The organism is Cognatishimia activa, assembly GCF_001458335.1.
GTDB classification, from domain to species: domain Bacteria; phylum Pseudomonadota; class Alphaproteobacteria; order Rhodobacterales; family Rhodobacteraceae; genus Cognatishimia; species Cognatishimia activa.
The window spans coordinates 92523-108104 of record NZ_CYTO01000009.1; the positions used below are offsets into that span (position 1 = coordinate 92523).

The 15582-nt window shown below is 54.4% G+C and carries 14 protein-coding genes and 1 pseudogene; 10 read left to right on the forward strand and 5 right to left on the reverse strand.

Going from position 1 to position 15582, the window contains the following annotated elements:
- Positions 1–49: 49 nt before the first annotated feature.
- Together clpA and gloB are read right to left on the reverse strand one after the other, a co-directional pair.
- Positions 50–2386, reverse strand: a complete 2337-nt coding sequence (gene clpA, locus TA5113_RS04875; RefSeq protein ID WP_058315243.1) for an ATP-dependent Clp protease ATP-binding subunit ClpA — start codon at positions 2384–2386, stop codon at positions 50–52.
- Positions 2387–2694: 308 nt separating this feature from the next.
- The gene (gene gloB, locus TA5113_RS04880; RefSeq protein ID WP_058315244.1) at positions 2695–3462 is read right to left on the reverse strand and encodes a hydroxyacylglutathione hydrolase; all 768 of its coding nucleotides are present in this window, start codon (positions 3460–3462) and stop codon (positions 2695–2697) included.
- A 151-nt stretch (positions 3463–3613) separates the two neighbouring features.
- Here gloB and TA5113_RS04885 point away from each other — a divergent pair, with 151 nt between their 5' ends.
- From TA5113_RS04885 to TA5113_RS04915, 7 genes are all read left to right on the forward strand, one after another.
- Complete coding sequence (locus TA5113_RS04885; protein ID WP_058315245.1) at positions 3614–4351, forward strand: class I SAM-dependent methyltransferase; 738 nt, start codon at positions 3614–3616, stop codon at positions 4349–4351.
- Positions 4352–4694: 343 nt separating this feature from the next.
- Positions 4695–5255 (forward strand): F0F1 ATP synthase subunit delta, encoded by a 561-nt coding sequence (locus TA5113_RS04890; RefSeq protein ID WP_058315786.1) that lies wholly within the window; start codon positions 4695–4697, stop codon positions 5253–5255.
- Entirely contained in the window at positions 5256–6794 is a 1539-nt protein-coding gene (gene atpA / locus TA5113_RS04895; RefSeq protein ID WP_058315246.1) for a F0F1 ATP synthase subunit alpha, read from the forward strand. It begins immediately after the preceding gene.
- A gap of 12 nt (positions 6795–6806) precedes the next feature.
- Positions 6807–7682 (forward strand): F0F1 ATP synthase subunit gamma, encoded by an 876-nt coding sequence (locus TA5113_RS04900; protein ID WP_058315247.1) that lies wholly within the window; start codon positions 6807–6809, stop codon positions 7680–7682.
- Positions 7683–7698: 16 nt separating this feature from the next.
- Positions 7699–9123, forward strand: a complete 1425-nt coding sequence (gene atpD, locus TA5113_RS04905; RefSeq protein WP_058315248.1) for a F0F1 ATP synthase subunit beta — start codon at positions 7699–7701, stop codon at positions 9121–9123.
- A 54-nt stretch (positions 9124–9177) separates the two neighbouring features.
- Positions 9178–9576 carry a F0F1 ATP synthase subunit epsilon gene (locus tag TA5113_RS04910; RefSeq protein WP_058315249.1) on the forward strand — a complete coding sequence of 133 codons (399 nt, stop codon included), beginning with the start codon at positions 9178–9180 and terminating at the stop codon, positions 9574–9576.
- Positions 9577–9687: 111 nt separating this feature from the next.
- Positions 9688–10038 carry an H-type lectin domain-containing protein gene (locus TA5113_RS04915; protein ID WP_058315250.1) on the forward strand — a complete coding sequence of 117 codons (351 nt, stop codon included), beginning with the start codon at positions 9688–9690 and terminating at the stop codon, positions 10036–10038.
- 17 nt (positions 10039–10055) lie between these two features.
- Here the strand turns inward: TA5113_RS04915 and TA5113_RS16905 are convergent, their stop codons facing one another.
- Positions 10056–10217, reverse strand: coding sequence for a hypothetical protein (locus TA5113_RS16905; RefSeq protein WP_165589383.1), 162 nt, complete (start codon positions 10215–10217; stop codon positions 10056–10058).
- A gap of 197 nt (positions 10218–10414) precedes the next feature.
- On the opposite strand from TA5113_RS16905, the gene TA5113_RS04920 reads away from it, so the two are divergent.
- Positions 10415–10684, forward strand: a complete 270-nt coding sequence (locus tag TA5113_RS04920) for a DUF6525 family protein (RefSeq protein WP_058315787.1) — start codon at positions 10415–10417, stop codon at positions 10682–10684.
- 51 nt (positions 10685–10735) lie between these two features.
- Here TA5113_RS04920 and TA5113_RS04925 read toward each other — a convergent pair whose 3' ends face one another.
- Entirely contained in the window at positions 10736–11743 is a 1008-nt protein-coding gene (locus tag TA5113_RS04925; RefSeq protein WP_058315251.1) for a ribose-phosphate pyrophosphokinase, read from the reverse strand.
- Between the two features lie 104 nt (positions 11744–11847).
- On the opposite strand from TA5113_RS04925, the pseudogene TA5113_RS04930 reads away from it, so the two are divergent.
- Positions 11848–12446 (forward strand): annotated as a pseudogene (locus TA5113_RS04930) (2-hydroxychromene-2-carboxylate isomerase).
- 86 nt (positions 12447–12532) lie between these two features.
- Here the strand turns inward: TA5113_RS04930 and TA5113_RS04935 are convergent.
- Complete coding sequence (locus TA5113_RS04935) at positions 12533–12961, reverse strand: DUF1489 family protein (protein ID WP_058315252.1); 429 nt, start codon at positions 12959–12961, stop codon at positions 12533–12535.
- 148 nt (positions 12962–13109) lie between these two features.
- Here TA5113_RS04935 and TA5113_RS04940 point away from each other — a divergent pair, with 148 nt between their 5' ends.
- Positions 13110–15392, forward strand: a complete 2283-nt coding sequence (locus tag TA5113_RS04940; RefSeq protein ID WP_058315253.1) for an adenosylcobalamin-dependent ribonucleoside-diphosphate reductase — start codon at positions 13110–13112, stop codon at positions 15390–15392.
- Positions 15393–15582 lie beyond the last annotated feature (190 nt).

Below are 15582 nucleotides of genomic sequence, written 5' to 3' on the forward strand. Positions count from 1 at the left end.
AAAGAAAAAGCCCCGCAGTCTGCGGGGCTTTTTTTAAGGTTGTTTAGGATCACTCCGCTGTCAGCAGCGGTGGCTTTTTCTTGCCCGTGATCTGCGGTTTGTCCGGGCCGTCGAGCTTCAAGAACAGCTCACCATCTTTGACGGTCACTTTTACAATGCCGCCCTTAGCGAGCTTGCCAAAGAGCAGCTCTTCCGCCAGCGGCTTCTTGATGTGTTCTTGGATCACGCGACCCAATGGACGGGCGCCCATTTTGTCGTCATAGCCCTTATCAGACAGCCATTCCGCCGCTTTGCGGGTCAGTTCAATATGAACGTTGCGGTCCATCAACTGAGCCTCAAGCTGCAGCACGAACTTTTCGACGACCTGCAGGATCACCTCTTTGCCCAGTGGCGCGAAGGAAATCACCGCATCCAGACGGTTGCGGAATTCCGGCGTGAAGGTGCGCTCGATTGCAGCAGTGTCTTCGCCTTCGCGACGATCTCGACCGAAACCAATCGCAGCTTTCGCTTGTTCTGTGGCACCAGCGTTTGAGGTCATGATCAGGATCACGTTGCGGAAATCAACGGTACGACCGTTGTGATCCGTCAGTGAGCCGTGGTCCATCACCTGCAGCAGAATGTTGTACACATCCGGGTGCGCTTTCTCGATTTCATCGAGCAACAACACACAGTGTGGATGCTGGTCAACGCCATCGGTCAGCTGACCACCTTGGTCAAAGCCCACATAGCCTGGAGGGGCACCGATCAGACGGGAAACCGCGTGTTTCTCCATGTATTCCGACATGTCAAAGCGCAGGAGCTCCACACCCAAGGTGCTGGCAAGCTGTTTTGCCACCTCGGTTTTACCCACACCGGTTGGTCCGGCGAAGAGATAGTTGCCGATGGGCTTTTCAGGTTCACGCAGACCGGCACGCGCCAGTTTGATCGCTGAGGACAGCGCCTCGATGGCATTATCTTGACCAAAGACCACGCGTTTCAGCGTTTTCTCTAGATCTTTCAGAACCTCTGCATCGTCCTTGGAGACGTTCTTCGGCGGGATGCGCGCGATTTTCGCGACAACCGCTTCGATTTCTTTGGTGCCGATGGTTTTGCGCCGCTTGGAAGCTGCGACCAGATGCTGAGCGGCACCCGCTTCATCGATCACGTCGATGGCTTTGTCGGGCAGTTTGCGGTCGTTGATATAACGCGCAGACAGTTCCACAGCGGTTTTGATCGCATCAGCGGTGTATTTGACGCTGTGGTGGTTCTCGAAATGCTCTTTCAAGCCTTTCAGGATCTTGATTGTGTCCGGCACAGACGGCTCGTTCACGTCGATCTTTTGGAAGCGACGGGACAGGGCGCGGTCTTTTTCAAAGTGCTGGCGGAACTCTTTGTAGGTGGTCGACCCCATGGTACGGAGCTTGCCGCCCTGCAAGGCAGGTTTCAGCAGGTTGGAGGCATCCATTGCGCCGCCAGACGTTGCGCCCGCACCGATCACTGTGTGGATTTCATCAATGAACAGAACAGAGTCTGGATGGTCCTCCAACTCGGTCACAACGGCCTTCAGGCGTTCTTCAAAATCACCACGGTAGCGGGTTCCCGCAAGCAGTGCGCCCATATCGAGTGAGAAGATGGTAGTGCCAGACAGGACCTCTGGTGTTTCACCATTCACGATGCGCAGGGCGAGGCCTTCTGCAATCGCGGTTTTACCAACGCCTGGATCACCGACCAGCAGTGGGTTGTTCTTGCGGCGGCGGCACAGAACCTGGATACAGCGCTCGACTTCGTGGTCGCGGCCGATCAGCGGGTCAACATCGCCTTTTGCAGCTTTGGTGTTCAGATCAACACAGTATTTCGCGAGCGCGCTTTCTTTCTTCTCTTCCCCAGCGGGTTGAGCGGAGCCCGTTGCGGCGTCTTCTTCTTCATCATCCGCGCCAGAGACAGATCGGTTTTCGCCGTAAGCGGGGTCCTTGGCGACCCCATGGGCGATGTAATTCACCGCGTCATAGCGGGTCATGTCTTGTTCTTGCAGGAAGTAGACCGCGTTGCTTTCCCGCTCGGCAAAGATTGCAACCAGAACGTTGGCGCCGGTCACTTCTGTGCGGCCAGAAGACTGTACGTGGATTGCGGCGCGTTGAATAACACGCTGGAAGGCAGCAGTGGGAACCGCTTCCGAGCCTTCAATGTCGACAACCAAGTTGGACAGGTCTTCTTCGATAAACTCTAGTAGGGTTTGGCGCAGCTCTTCGACTTCGACAGAGCAAGCGCGCATCACGCGCAGAGCGTCCGGTTCGTCCAGAAGGGCTAGCAGCAAATGTTCAAGCGTTGCGAATTCATGACGCCGCTCATTGGCTTCCGCCAAAGCGGTGTGGATCGCTTGCTCCAGGGTCTTAGAAAATGAAGGCACTGCTCGGACTCCTTCCAACTGGGGGTTTCTTAAAGGCTTAGCGAACTGCAGCGCCTATAAAGAGACCATGGCCTGATAGTCTTAAAGTTTGGTCGAACCGCGCCCCGCTTCAAGGCCTTTTCGGCATTTTCCGCTCACTTTTGACATCTAAATCGTGACTCGACTGAAACATGGGCTGTAACATGGTCAAAAATTAGAATGTCTTAAGACTAGCGGCGGCGCTGGTGCGGCGACACACTATCTTGTATGTCACCAGCCTGACAGAAGCGCTGCCGCTTGGCAATAACCCCAATGGGTAGTTGGATAAATTAGAATTGATTCCGCTTTAACCGGACCTCGGTGAAGACCTCGAGATCTGACGCGTTCTCCATGCCTAAAGTGGCGCGAATGCCGGTTGTTGAGGAACGCATGAACGGGTTGGTCTTTTTTTCCAGCGACAAAAGTGATGGAACGGTTGGCTCATCCCGGTCGCGCTTGGCTTTGGTGTCCGCGACCCGAGCCTGCAGGTCGGCATTGTTTGGGTCAACCGTCAACGCAAACGCGGCATTTGTCGTGGTGTATTCATGGCCTGAATAGACAAGCGTGTCTTCGGGTAGGGTGGCAAGAACCTCCATGGTCTCCAGCATCTGCGCTGGTGTGCCTTCAAACAACCGGCCGCAGCCGAGCGCCATAAGACTGTCTGCAGAGAACAGGGCTTTGGCCGCAGGGATGTAGAACGCGACATGTCCGATCGTATGGCCTGGTACGTCGATGACCTTTACTTCTACGTTCCCCAAAGAGAAGAGCGAGCCATGTTTCACGGCCATATCAAGATCGGGTAGCCGATGTGCATCAGCTTCGGCTCCTATGACCGTGGTTCCATATTTTGCACGTAGCTCGGGGACACCATCGATGTGATCATCGTGGTGGTGGGTCAATAGGATGAAGTCCAATGTCCAGCCGCGCTTGTCCAGCTCCGCGATAATCGGACCCGCTTCTGGGGCGTCCACCAACGCTGTCAGCCCAGTAAGTGGCGCGTGCAGGATATAAGCGTAGTTGTCCGATAAGCAGGGGACGGTGATGATTTCCAACGGCATAACGCCTCCAAATTATTGCTCTTGTGACCGCCATTTATCTAAGGCGTAACAGAGAGCGCGATATCTTTCTTTTCGTCATTAGATGATAGTTTTATCGACATGAAAACCCATTATGTTAGGGTCACCATGGGTTACCTAACCAGCAGGCGCGATGCATCTCGATGTAAAAGACCTTCGGAATTTCTATTACCGCAGCATGTTGGGCCGTGCGGCGCAAAAAGCGGTGCGCGATGAATTGCGCACGATGTGGCCCGAGGCAAAGGGCCAAACCATGGTTGGTTTTGGTTTTGCTGTGCCGCTCCTCAGGCCATATTTGCCCGAAGCGCGGCGTGTTATTGGGCTGATGCCCGCACCGCAAGGCGTGATGCCGTGGCCGATGGGGCAACCCAATGTCTCAGTTCTGGCGGAAGAAACGCTTTGGCCTTTGGAAACCGGTCGCGTCGATCGGCTTATCATGATGCATGGGTTGGAGAACTGCGAACGGCCGACAGATTTGCTGGATGAAGCGTTTCGCGTCCTTGGGCCCGGCGGAAGGGCGATCTTTGTTGTTCCGCATCGTTCCGGCATGTGGTGCCGCTCGGACAACACGCCTTTCGGATTTGGTCGTCCATATTCCGCGGGACAGCTTGAGGCCCAATTGCGCCATCACGGTTTCATGCCCGAACGCAGCCGCACCACGCTTTATCAGCCACCGAGCCACAAACGGTTCTGGCGCAAGACTGCAAAACTTTGCGAGAAAACCGGTAAAATGCTTTCACCAGTGATTTCGGGCGGCGTGTTAATGCTGGAAGCGAGTAAGCGTATTCATGCCCCGTCTGGAGGGGTTCGGGCCACGGTTCGCAAGCCGTTAGAGATTCTTGCGCCGAAACCAGAAGTGGCGCCAATTTAGGCATTTGCCGATGATGTAAACCAAATAATCTGAATTGGTTTGGAAAACGCACCAATATAGAAGCCAGTTCCGATGGTTTGAATCGCAAGGAATCGGTAAATTTGCCTATTTCTTTGTGAATTTTTTATCAGGAATCTGAGAAAAAGGGTCGCAAGTGCCGCAAGGCCTTAAAAACATGGCGTTTTTAGGAACGGTATGCCTTTACGAACAATGTTGATAGCACGGGTCAGCTCTGTTACACCCCCGGCTGAAATTTACGGTTTCGTTCTTGACCGGAACCAGCAACGTCCTCGGAAGCCGAACCTGTTTGGTAATCTGGGGCCTAAAATTCGGAAGGGTGGACGTGTCCGAACCAGCTTCGATTTCGCAAGGCATCGCTGCGCGCTATGCCACTGCGGTCTTTGAGATCGCGAAAGAGTCCAAGGCAGTCTCGAAACTCGAGAAAAGCCTTGATGATCTAACCTCCGCATTGGATGACAGCTCTGATCTTCGTGATCTGATCAACTCTCCAGTTGTGACCCGCGCCGCACAAGGCGAAGCGATCTCTGCGATTGCGAAAAAGATGGGTCTAGATGCGGTGCTTACCAACACACTGGGTCTGATGGCTGAAAACCGTCGCCTCTTCGTGCTGCCACAGCTGATCGACGCCCTGCGCGCTCTGATCGCTGAGGACAAAGGCGAAGTGACAGCAGAGGTCGTCTCTGCCAAGGCGCTGACCAAGACCCAAGCGGACAAATTGGCAAAGACGCTGAAAGCGCGTGTTGGCCAGGATGTAAAAATCAATGCGACCGTCGATAAGTCTCTTATTGGCGGTCTTGTCGTTAAGGTGGGCTCGAAGATGATCGACACGTCGATCCGCTCCAAGCTCAGCTCCCTTCAAAATGCAATGAAAGAGGTCGGATAAATGGGTATCCAAGCTGCCGAAATTTCGGCGATCCTGAAAGACCAGATTAAGAACTTTGGTCAGGAAGCCGAAGTCGCTGAGGTAGGCCGCGTGCTTTCCGTTGGTGACGGTATCGCCCGGGTCTATGGTCTGGACAACGTTCAAGCCGGTGAGATGGTCGAATTCCCAGGTGGTATCATGGGCATGGCCCTGAACCTGGAAAGCGACAACGTCGGTGTTGTTATCTTCGGTTCCGACCGTGACATTAAAGAAGGCGACACTGTTAAGCGCACCAACTCTATCGTTGACGTGCCAGTGGGTCCTGAACTGCTGGGCCGCGTTGTTGACGGTCTGGGTAACCCAGTGGATGGCAAAGGCCCGATCAAATCTGCAAACCGCGGTGTTGCAGACGTTAAGGCGCCAGGCATCATTCCACGTAAATCCGTTCACGAACCAATGGCGACTGGCCTGAAGTCCGTTGACGCGATGATCCCAGTTGGCCGTGGCCAGCGTGAGCTTATCATTGGTGACCGTCAGACTGGTAAAACAGCGATTGCTCTGGACACCATCCTGAACCAGAAATCCTACAACGAAGCAGCAGGCGACGATGAGTCCAAGAAACTGTACTGCGTCTACGTAGCGGTTGGTCAGAAGCGTTCCACAGTTGCTCAGCTGGTTAAGAAACTGGAAGAGTCCGGCGCGATTGAATACTCCATCGTTGTGGCAGCGACTGCGTCTGACCCAGCACCTATGCAGTTCCTCGCACCATATGCGGCGACTGCGATGGCGGAATACTTCCGTGACAACGGCAAGCACGCTCTGATCATCTATGATGACCTTTCCAAACAAGCGGTTGCTTATCGTCAGATGTCCCTGCTTCTGCGTCGCCCACCGGGCCGTGAAGCGTATCCAGGTGACGTTTTCTACCTTCACTCCCGTCTGCTTGAGCGTTCCGCGAAGCTGAACGAAGACTACGGTTCCGGTTCCTTGACTGCTCTGCCAGTTATCGAAACCCAAGGTGGTGACGTTTCTGCGTTTATTCCAACCAACGTGATCTCCATCACCGACGGTCAGATCTTCCTTGAAACAGAACTCTTCTACCAAGGTATCCGCCCAGCGGTGAACACTGGTCTGTCTGTTTCCCGTGTTGGTTCCTCTGCACAAACCAAAGCGATGTCTTCGGTTGCGGGTCCAGTTAAACTGTCTCTGGCTCAGTACCGTGAGATGGCGGCGTTTGCTCAGTTCGGTTCCGACCTGGACGCGGCAACACAACAGCTGCTGAACCGTGGTGCACGTCTGACAGAACTGATGAAGCAGGCGCAATACTCGCCGCTGACCAACTCTGAGATCGTTTGCGTTATCTTCGCAGGCACCAACGGCTACCTCGACAAAGTCGACGTAAAAGACGTTGGCCGCTATGAGGCAGCTCTGCTGGCACACCTGCGCGGTAAGCACGCAGACCTGCTGCAGTGGATCACCGACGAAGATCCTAAGATCAAAGGTGAAGCCGCAGATAAAGTGAAAGCAGCGCTCGACGAATTCGCAGCTGACTTCGCATAAGGGGTTCGGACCATGCCTAGTCTGAAGGACCTCAAAAACAGGATCGAGAGTGTGAAAAACACTCGGAAGATCACAAAAGCCATGCAGATGGTGGCCGCGGCGAAACTTCGCCGCGCCCAGGACGCTGCAGAAGCTTCTCGTCCATACACAGAACGGTTCAACGCCGTTCTGGGTGGGCTGGCGGCCTCTGTCGGTGGCTCTGACTCTGCACCAAAGCTTCTGTCGGGCACCGGCTCTGATCAGACCCACCTGTTGGTGGTGATGACAGCAGAGCGTGGTCTGTGCGGCGGCTTTAACTCGAACATCGCCAAGCTGGCGCGTGCGAAAGCGGAAGAACTGAAAGCCGCAGGCAAAACCGTAAAGGTTCTGACTGTTGGTAAAAAAGGTCGTGACGCAATCAAACGTGATCTGGGCGACGCTTTCGTAGGTCATGTGGACCTGACCGAAGTGAAACGGATCGGCTATGAGAACGCGCAAGAGATTGCACGTGATCTGCTGGCCCGCTTTGACGGCGGTGAATTTGATGTTGCAACGATCTTCTACGCGAAGTTCCAAAACGTTGTGACCCAGATCCCTACGGCACAGCAAATTATTCCAGCAGCTTTCGACACTGCTGAGGATGAGGGCGCAACAACGCTTTACGACTACGAGCCAAGCGAAGAGGCCATCCTGGCTGACCTGCTGCCGCGCGGCGTCGCAACGCAAATCTTTGCTGCTCTGCTGGAAAACGGCGCGTCCGAACAAGGTGCGCGGATGTCCGCAATGGACAACGCAACCCGGAACGCGGGCGATATGATCGACCAACTGACAATCGAGTTTAACCGCTCACGTCAGGCCGTCATTACCAACGAGCTTATTGAAATTATCTCGGGCGCTGAGGCGCTCTAAGACCGGAGACCGAAACATGGCAAACGCAAAAGGCAAAGTCACGCAGGTGATTGGCGCCGTTGTGGACGTTCAGTTCGAAGATTCCCTGCCGGAAATCCTCAACGCGCTGGACACCGACAACAACGGTAAGAAACTGGTTCTGGAAGTATCCCAGCACCTTGGTGAAAACACAGTTCGCTGTATCGCGATGGACGCGACCGAAGGTCTCGTACGTGGCGCGCCAGTGACTGACACTGGTGCTCCGATCACCGTTCCAGTGGGCAACGCAACTCTGGGCCGCATCCTGAACGTTGTGGGTGAGCCAGTGGACGAAGGCGCGCCGATCAAGGCGGCTGAATCCCGTGCGATCCACCAGCCTGCGCCTGAGTTCGCAGAGCAGTCCACAGAATCCGAAGTTCTGGTAACAGGCATCAAAGTTATCGACCTTCTCGCGCCATACGCGAAGGGTGGTAAAATTGGTCTGTTCGGTGGTGCGGGTGTTGGTAAGACAGTTCTGATCATGGAACTGATCAACAACATCGCGAAAGTACACTCTGGCTTCTCCGTATTCGCGGGTGTTGGCGAACGTACTCGTGAAGGTAACGACCTGTACCACGAGATGATCGAATCCAACGTTATTAAGCCTGACAACCTGGAAGAATCTCAGGTGGCTCTGGTTTACGGTCAGATGAACGAACCTCCAGGTGCGCGTGCGCGTGTTGCTCTGACAGGTCTGACACTGGCGGAACAGTTCCGTGACCAATCCGGTACCGACGTTCTGTTCTTCGTGGACAACATCTTCCGCTTTACGCAAGCGGGTTCCGAGGTGTCCGCGCTTCTGGGTCGTATTCCTTCCGCGGTGGGCTACCAGCCAACACTGGCGACAGACATGGGTGCGATGCAGGAACGTATTACGTCCACAAAGAACGGCTCGATCACGTCGATCCAAGCGGTTTACGTTCCAGCGGACGACCTTACCGACCCTGCGCCAGCGACAACCTTTGCTCACTTGGACGCGACAACCGTTCTTAACCGTGCGATCTCTGAGCTGGGCATCTACCCAGCGGTTGACCCACTGGACTCCTCCTCTCGTTTGATGGACCCAGCGGTTGTTGGTGAAGAGCACTATGCGGTTGCGTCTGACGTTCAGCAGATCCTGCAGCGTTATAAGTCCCTGCAAGACATCATTGCGATCCTCGGCATGGACGAACTGTCTGAAGAAGATAAGCTGACCGTTGCGCGTGCGCGTAAGATCCAGCGTTTCTTGTCTCAGCCGTTTGACGTTGCGAAAGTCTTCACAGGTTCTGACGGTGTTCAGGTTCCTCTGGAAGACACCATCTCGTCTTTCAAAGCTGTTGTGGCTGGCGAATACGACCACTTGCCAGAAGGCGCCTTCTACATGGTTGGCGGCATCGACGAAGTGATCGCAAAAGCCGAGAAAATGGCTGCGGAAGCCGCCTAAGAACGGATAGGTTGGCACCCTTACAGGGTGCCGACTTCCTGAAAGGAGGCCCCAATGGCTACTACAATGCAATTCGATCTGGTGAGCCCAGAACGTGCGCTTGCCTCTTTGCAAGCCTCTGCCGTGCAAATCCCTGGTGCGGATGGCGACATGACAGCAATGCCTGATCATGCCCCAACCATCACCACTTTGCGCCCAGGTGTTCTGACCGTAGAAGGCCCAGACGGCACCAGCAGCTATGCGGTGACCGGTGGCTTTGCTGAGATCAACGCAGAAGGCACCTCTGTGCTGGCGGAAAAAGCGATCCCGACAGCGGACATTACGGCTGCTGATATGGATGAGCTGATCGCCACTGCGAAAGATGCCGCAGAGAACGCAGCAGCGGAAAACAAAGACGCCGCTGCAAAAGCTCTGGCAGACATGGAAGCGCTGCGCGCAGCACTGAACGTCTGATAAGCGTCAAAATTAACCTTAAACAGGCCTCGCGAAACCCGCGGGGCCTGTTTTCGTTTGAAAAGCCTTCCTTAAAAGTTGTAACGTTTCAGCACGTTTAGGGGATGAACGATGAGAAAGATGCGCGGACGCACTCTTGGGATCGACCAAGGGGAACACCAATTGTTTTCCGACTTTGAGAATGGCGGTGACATGTGGACCGGGAAGGGGCCGCGGGAGCGGCGCCAGCACATCAATTTCTCAGAGAACTTCTTGGACAAACCTGTCGTGCAAGTGGCCTTGTCCCTTTGGGACGTCTCCAACGGCAGCAACATCCGCGCAGACATCGCCGCCGAGAAGGTGACAGAATATGGTTTTGATCTGGTCTTCCGAACTTGGCAGGACAGTCAGATTGCACGTGTCCGCTTAAATTGGATCGCCTTTGGTGAGATCGATGACGAAGATAGCTGGGACGTGCCTTAGGGCTGCAGTCAGGGGCCTTACAAGGTAACCTTTTTGACCATGCAGTACATGTTTTCCAGATATTGCCAGTAGACCGGTCCGGCCTCGGCATTAATCAAGACGAAATTATGATTTTCGCCGACTGTGGAGACGATGTCTCCCAAAAGGCTGGCGAAGAATTGCATTTGATCAGGGGTCATACATTGAACCATGGGGTAGCTCCGACGATTTTTGTTCACACATCGCCAAGTTACCATAATGCTGCGGCGCAGCAATTCTGGGTCGTGAATTTCAACGGTTTCTTGGGCTCATTCGCACTAACTGCCTAAAAATTGTCAGGTTGAACACAGTTACGTTATAACGTAACAGTGTGCCGGAACAGTTAGACGGGATCCTCATGTCCAGAAATCGTGGAAACACCAGTCTGAGAAGTAAGCGGCATCCGACCAATCCAATGCGTGACTACGACTTGCTGCCGGCAGAGCTGCGCAATTGGTTATCTTCTGCGATGCTGCCATGGGGCGCAAAGTCTGCCAAACAGGCTTATGAGAAAGCCATCCGTCGGACAGGCAACAAGGCCGACGCTCTGAAAGAGTTGGACGCGTTGCAGCAGCGCTTGTTGATGAAAGACGCCCCAAAGGTCTGGGGCGACCAGTATCCAATTTGAAAGGCCGCCGCGGCGGCCTCATCGCTGTCATGCATGAAGGCAGGGCCTGAATTACTTCAGCAGCCCCTCATACGCGCCTTCCAGAGTTTCCGTTTCAAACAGAGAAGAAACAGAAGCGCCGTTCCAGATGTTCATGATGGCGTGGGCAAACACCGGAGCGGTTGGCAGAACGCGGATGTTTGGCGCGTTCGCAACAGGGCCAGTGGGCTGGATTGTGTCTGTGATGACCAAGGATTTCATAACAGAATTTGTCACACGCTCCACTGCAGGGCCGGACATAACGCCGTGAGAAATATAAGCGTGCACTTCTGTCGCGCCATGTTCCAGCAACACCTCGGCGGCTTTGCAGAGCGTGCCAGCTGTGTCGCACATGTCGTCCACGATCAGGCATTTCTTGCCGGTCACGTCGCCGATCACGGTCATTTCTGCGACTTCGCCCGGTTTTTCACGCCGTTTGTCTACGATGGAAAGGGGCGCATTGATCCGCTTGGCCAATTCGCGCGCACGGGCCACGCCGCCTACGTCAGGAGAGACAACCATAATGTCTTCCATGTTGCCTTTGAATTGCTCTTTGATGTCCAAAGCAAAAATCGGTGACGCATAGAGGTTGTCGACTGGAATATCGAAGAAGCCTTGGATTTGCGCTGCGTGCAGATCCATTGTCAGAACCCGTTCCACCCCAGCTTCCACCAGCATGTTGGCGACAAGCTTTGCGGAGATTGGTGTGCGAGCCTTAGCGCGGCGGTCTTGGCGCGCGTAGCCGAAGTAGGGAATGACTGCCGTGATCCGCTTAGCAGAAGACCGACGCAGTGCGTCGGCCATGATCAGAAGTTCCATCAGGTTGTCATTTGCCGGATTTGATGTCGGCTGAATGATAAACATGTCTTCGCCGCGCACATTCTCAAAAACTTCGACGAAAATCTCGCCGTCGTTAAAGCGCTCTACGCGGGCTTCAACCAATCCCAAATTGCGGTGAATGGTCATCCGACGTGCGATTGCTTGTGCCAATGGTTTATTGGCGTTGCCTGTGATGAGTTTAGGTTCCATGGTGGTTGGCATTTGCAAAGATCCCCGGTTCGCAAGATGACAGATTCGTGACGTTGCGCTCGCTCTAACACGCTGTAAGCTTGACGCAAAGCAAAGCTAACACTTTCGAGGTTTTCATGGCTCATATCGACTACTATTTTGCAACGATTTCGCCTTACACCTACTTGGCAGGGACGGGGCTGGAGGAAATTGCCGCAAAGCATGGTGCGACAATTGCCTATAAGCCATTTGACATTATGGCGCTGTTTGGTCGTACCGGTGGCATTCCTCCAAAAGAGCGTCACCGCAACCGCCAGAAGTATCGGCTGCAAGATATGGCGCGCAGTGCGAAGAAAGTTGGTATGCCTTTGAACCTGCAGCCTGCCTATTGGCCGACCAATATGGCACCGTCCTCTTACGCTTTTATCGCTGCGCAAAATGCGGGCGGGGGCGATTTGGGAGCCTTGGCCCATGGGTTCACCCGCGCGGTCTGGGCCGAAGAACGTGACATTGCCCAAGATGACGTGATCCGGGACTGCCTGACCGCTGCTGGGTTTGATCCCTCGCTCGCGATAGTGGATTGCTGGAAGGCGCGGAAACCTACGCGCGCAATCTAGATGAGGCGGTGGACGCCGGGGCCTTTGGCGCGCCGTTTTACATTGTGGACAATGATCAGATGTTTTGGGGGCGGGATCGGTTGGAGGATTTGGACCTTTATCTGGGAGGTAAGCTTTAAGGGCTTCGCCACTTGTTGAATTGCAGGGGCTTTGCCCCTCGGCGCTATGCGCCTTCACCCCAGGATATTTGAGCCAAAAAGAATGCCTATAAGACCCCGATCTCCGCAAGAGCCGTTGCCAGTTCCGTTGGCAGCGGCTCTTCGCTTTCCCGGCCTTTCGGCAGATCCATTGGGGCGTCTTCTGCTTTCAGATAACGCCAGCCTTGAAAGGGGCGGCGCAAGGCTGGTTGGGTGCGGATGAGGTCTGGTTTGAGCACGATCGCGCAACGCCGGATACCGTCTCCGCCAATGACTTCTTCAAAGCCTGCAATCTCTTGGCGTGCTTGAATGGAGCCTTTGATGACCCAATACATAGAGCCGCCTTTGAGGAGCTCCGCTTCGCGTTTGGGCCACATGCGGGTCACATGGCGCGAGCAGCCATCGCGGAAGTCTAGGCGGCGTAATTGCTGCCATTGCTCTAAGCCATCGACGGTTTCTGTGCCGACGCTGAGTTTGACGAGATGAAGTGCTGCCATTGCGTATTACTTGGGTCCCAGTCCGCGCCGCCTTCGCGCGTGTTCTTTTGTCATATGGGTTGTGCTATAAGGATAGAGCCTCTGTAGGGGGGATCAAGCCCCTGCAGCCATCGCGCGTCAACAGAAATGCCAGAACCTGAGGGGTGTCATGAGCCGATTTGCAGCAGCGATTGCTGAGTCTATTTGGGATATGAAATACCGTTTCAAGGAAGCGGATGGCACACCGATTGATCAAAGCGTCGAGGATACTTGGCGGCGGATCGTGCGGGATTTGGCGAAAGTTGAAAAAGACCCAGCCGCTTGGGAAGAGAAGTTCTACGCGGCCCTTGAGGATTTCAAATACCTGCCCGCCGGGCGCATTACCGCGGGGGCAGGGACAGCACGCAAAGTTACCTTGTTTAACTGTTTTGTCATGGGAACGATCCCGGACAATATGGCTGGCATTTTTGACATGCTCAAAGAGGCCGCTTTGACCATGCAGCAGGGCGGGGGGATCGGATATGATTTCTCAACCATTCGTCCCAATGGCGCGGACGTTAAAGGTGTCGCCGCTGATGCCTCGGGGCCTTTGTCTTTCATGGATGTGTGGGACGCCATGTGTCGCACGATCATGTCTGCGGGCTCTCGTCGCGGCGCCATGATGGCGACCATGCGCTGTGATCACCCTGATATCGAAGCCTTTATCACCGCAAAGTCTGATCCAGCGCGCCTGCGCATGTTTAACATGTCGGTGCTGGTCACAGATGCCTTCATGGAAGCGGTCAAGGCGGATGGGCCTTGGGAGCTGGTCTTTGATGGCAAGGTCTACCACACGGTGGAGGCGCGCGATCTTTGGAACAAGATCATGCGCAATACCTATGATCAGGCGGAGCCCGGCGTGATTTTCATTGATCGCATCAATGCGGCCAACAACCTGCATTATGTGGAAGAGATCGCGGCAACCAACCCCTGTGGTGAGCAACCGTTACCACCCTATGGGGCCTGTTTGCTTGGCTCGATTAATCTTGCGCGCTTGGTTGCGGATCCCTTTGAGAAGGCCGCAAAACTGGATAAAGCAGCCTTGTCAGAGCTTGTGACAACCGCCGTGCGGATGATGGACAATGTGGTGGATGCCTCAAAGTTCCCGCTGGAGGCGCAAGCCCAAGAAGCACAAGCCAAACGTCGGATTGGGTTGGGTGTCACAGGGCTTGCGGATGCGCTTTTGATGCTTGGCTTGCGCTATGGCGGCGAAGAGGCCGCAGCCCAGACCGAAGCGTGGATGAAGGCCATCGCCGAGGCGGCTTATCGGGCGTCTATGGAGTTGGCGAAGGAGAAAGGTGCATTTCCTCTGTTTGACGCGGATCAGTATGTCGATGGTGGCATGGTTCAGCATCTAGATGAGGATCTGAAAGCCGACATTCGCAAACACGGTATTCGCAACGCCCTGCTGACGTCGATCGCGCCAACCGGGACGATCAGCCTCTATGCGGGCAATGTGTCTTCTGGCATCGAGCCGGTCTTTGCCTATGCCTATACGCGCAAAGTGCTGCAGAAAGATGGATCGCGCACCGAAGAGGAAGTGGTTGATTATGCTGTAAAATTGTGGCGCGAAAAGTTCGGCGACAAAGCGCTTCCAGACCATTTTGTGAACGCACAAACTCTAGCACCGGAAGATCACGTGCGTATGCAGGCCGCAGCGCAGAAATGGATTGATAGCTCGATTTCCAAGACCATCAATTGCCCAGAAGAAATCAGTTTTGATGCCTTTAAAGACGTCTACATGCAGGCCTGGGACACAGGTTGCAAAGGTTGCACCACATATCGGCCAAACGACATTACGGGCTCTGTTTTGACCGTTTCAGAAAACTCTGAAGATGCGCCCGGTGAGAAGCCGGCGGATGCCGTCGCTGACACCGGCGAGGTCATCTATATGGCAGAACCGCTGGACCGTCCGGCAACGCTGGAAGGGGCAACCTATAAGCTGAAGTGGCCGGACAGCGAACACGCGATTTACCTCACCGTGAATGACGTGGTGATCAACGGTCATCGCCGACCTTTTGAGGTGTTTATCAACTCCAAAAACATGGAGCATTACGCTTGGACCTTGGCGCTGACCCGAATGATTTCTGCGGTGTTCCGGCGTGGCGGGGATGTCAGTTTCGTTGTTGAAGAACTGAAAGCTGTATTTGACCCACGTGGGGGCGCTTGGATGGAAGGCAAGTACATTCCGTCCATCTTGGCCGCAATCGGCGGCGTGATCGAAAAACACATGATCGCCATTGGCTTTATTGAAGGCGAAGGGAAGGGGCTGAAGTCCGATCCTCATGCGGAAGCTCTGGTGGTTGGCGAAGCGCCCAAAGGCAAGCCATGCCCGTCCTGTGGTGAATATGATTTGATGATGGTCGAAGGCTGCATGACATGCCGCAGCTGTGATTACAGCAAATGCGGCTAATCGCATGTCTTCGTTAGCGATTTGTTTACCACGAATGGGTGAAGGTTCTGACTGTTAGCCAATGGGGTTTGACTTGAGGAAACCACATTTATGACGTCAAAATTTCAAAGGCTTTGATATAATTTCGGCAAGAGCGGTTGAAGAAAGTTAAGAAGCAATGATCACCCCTGTTTTACTCTGTGGCGGTTCA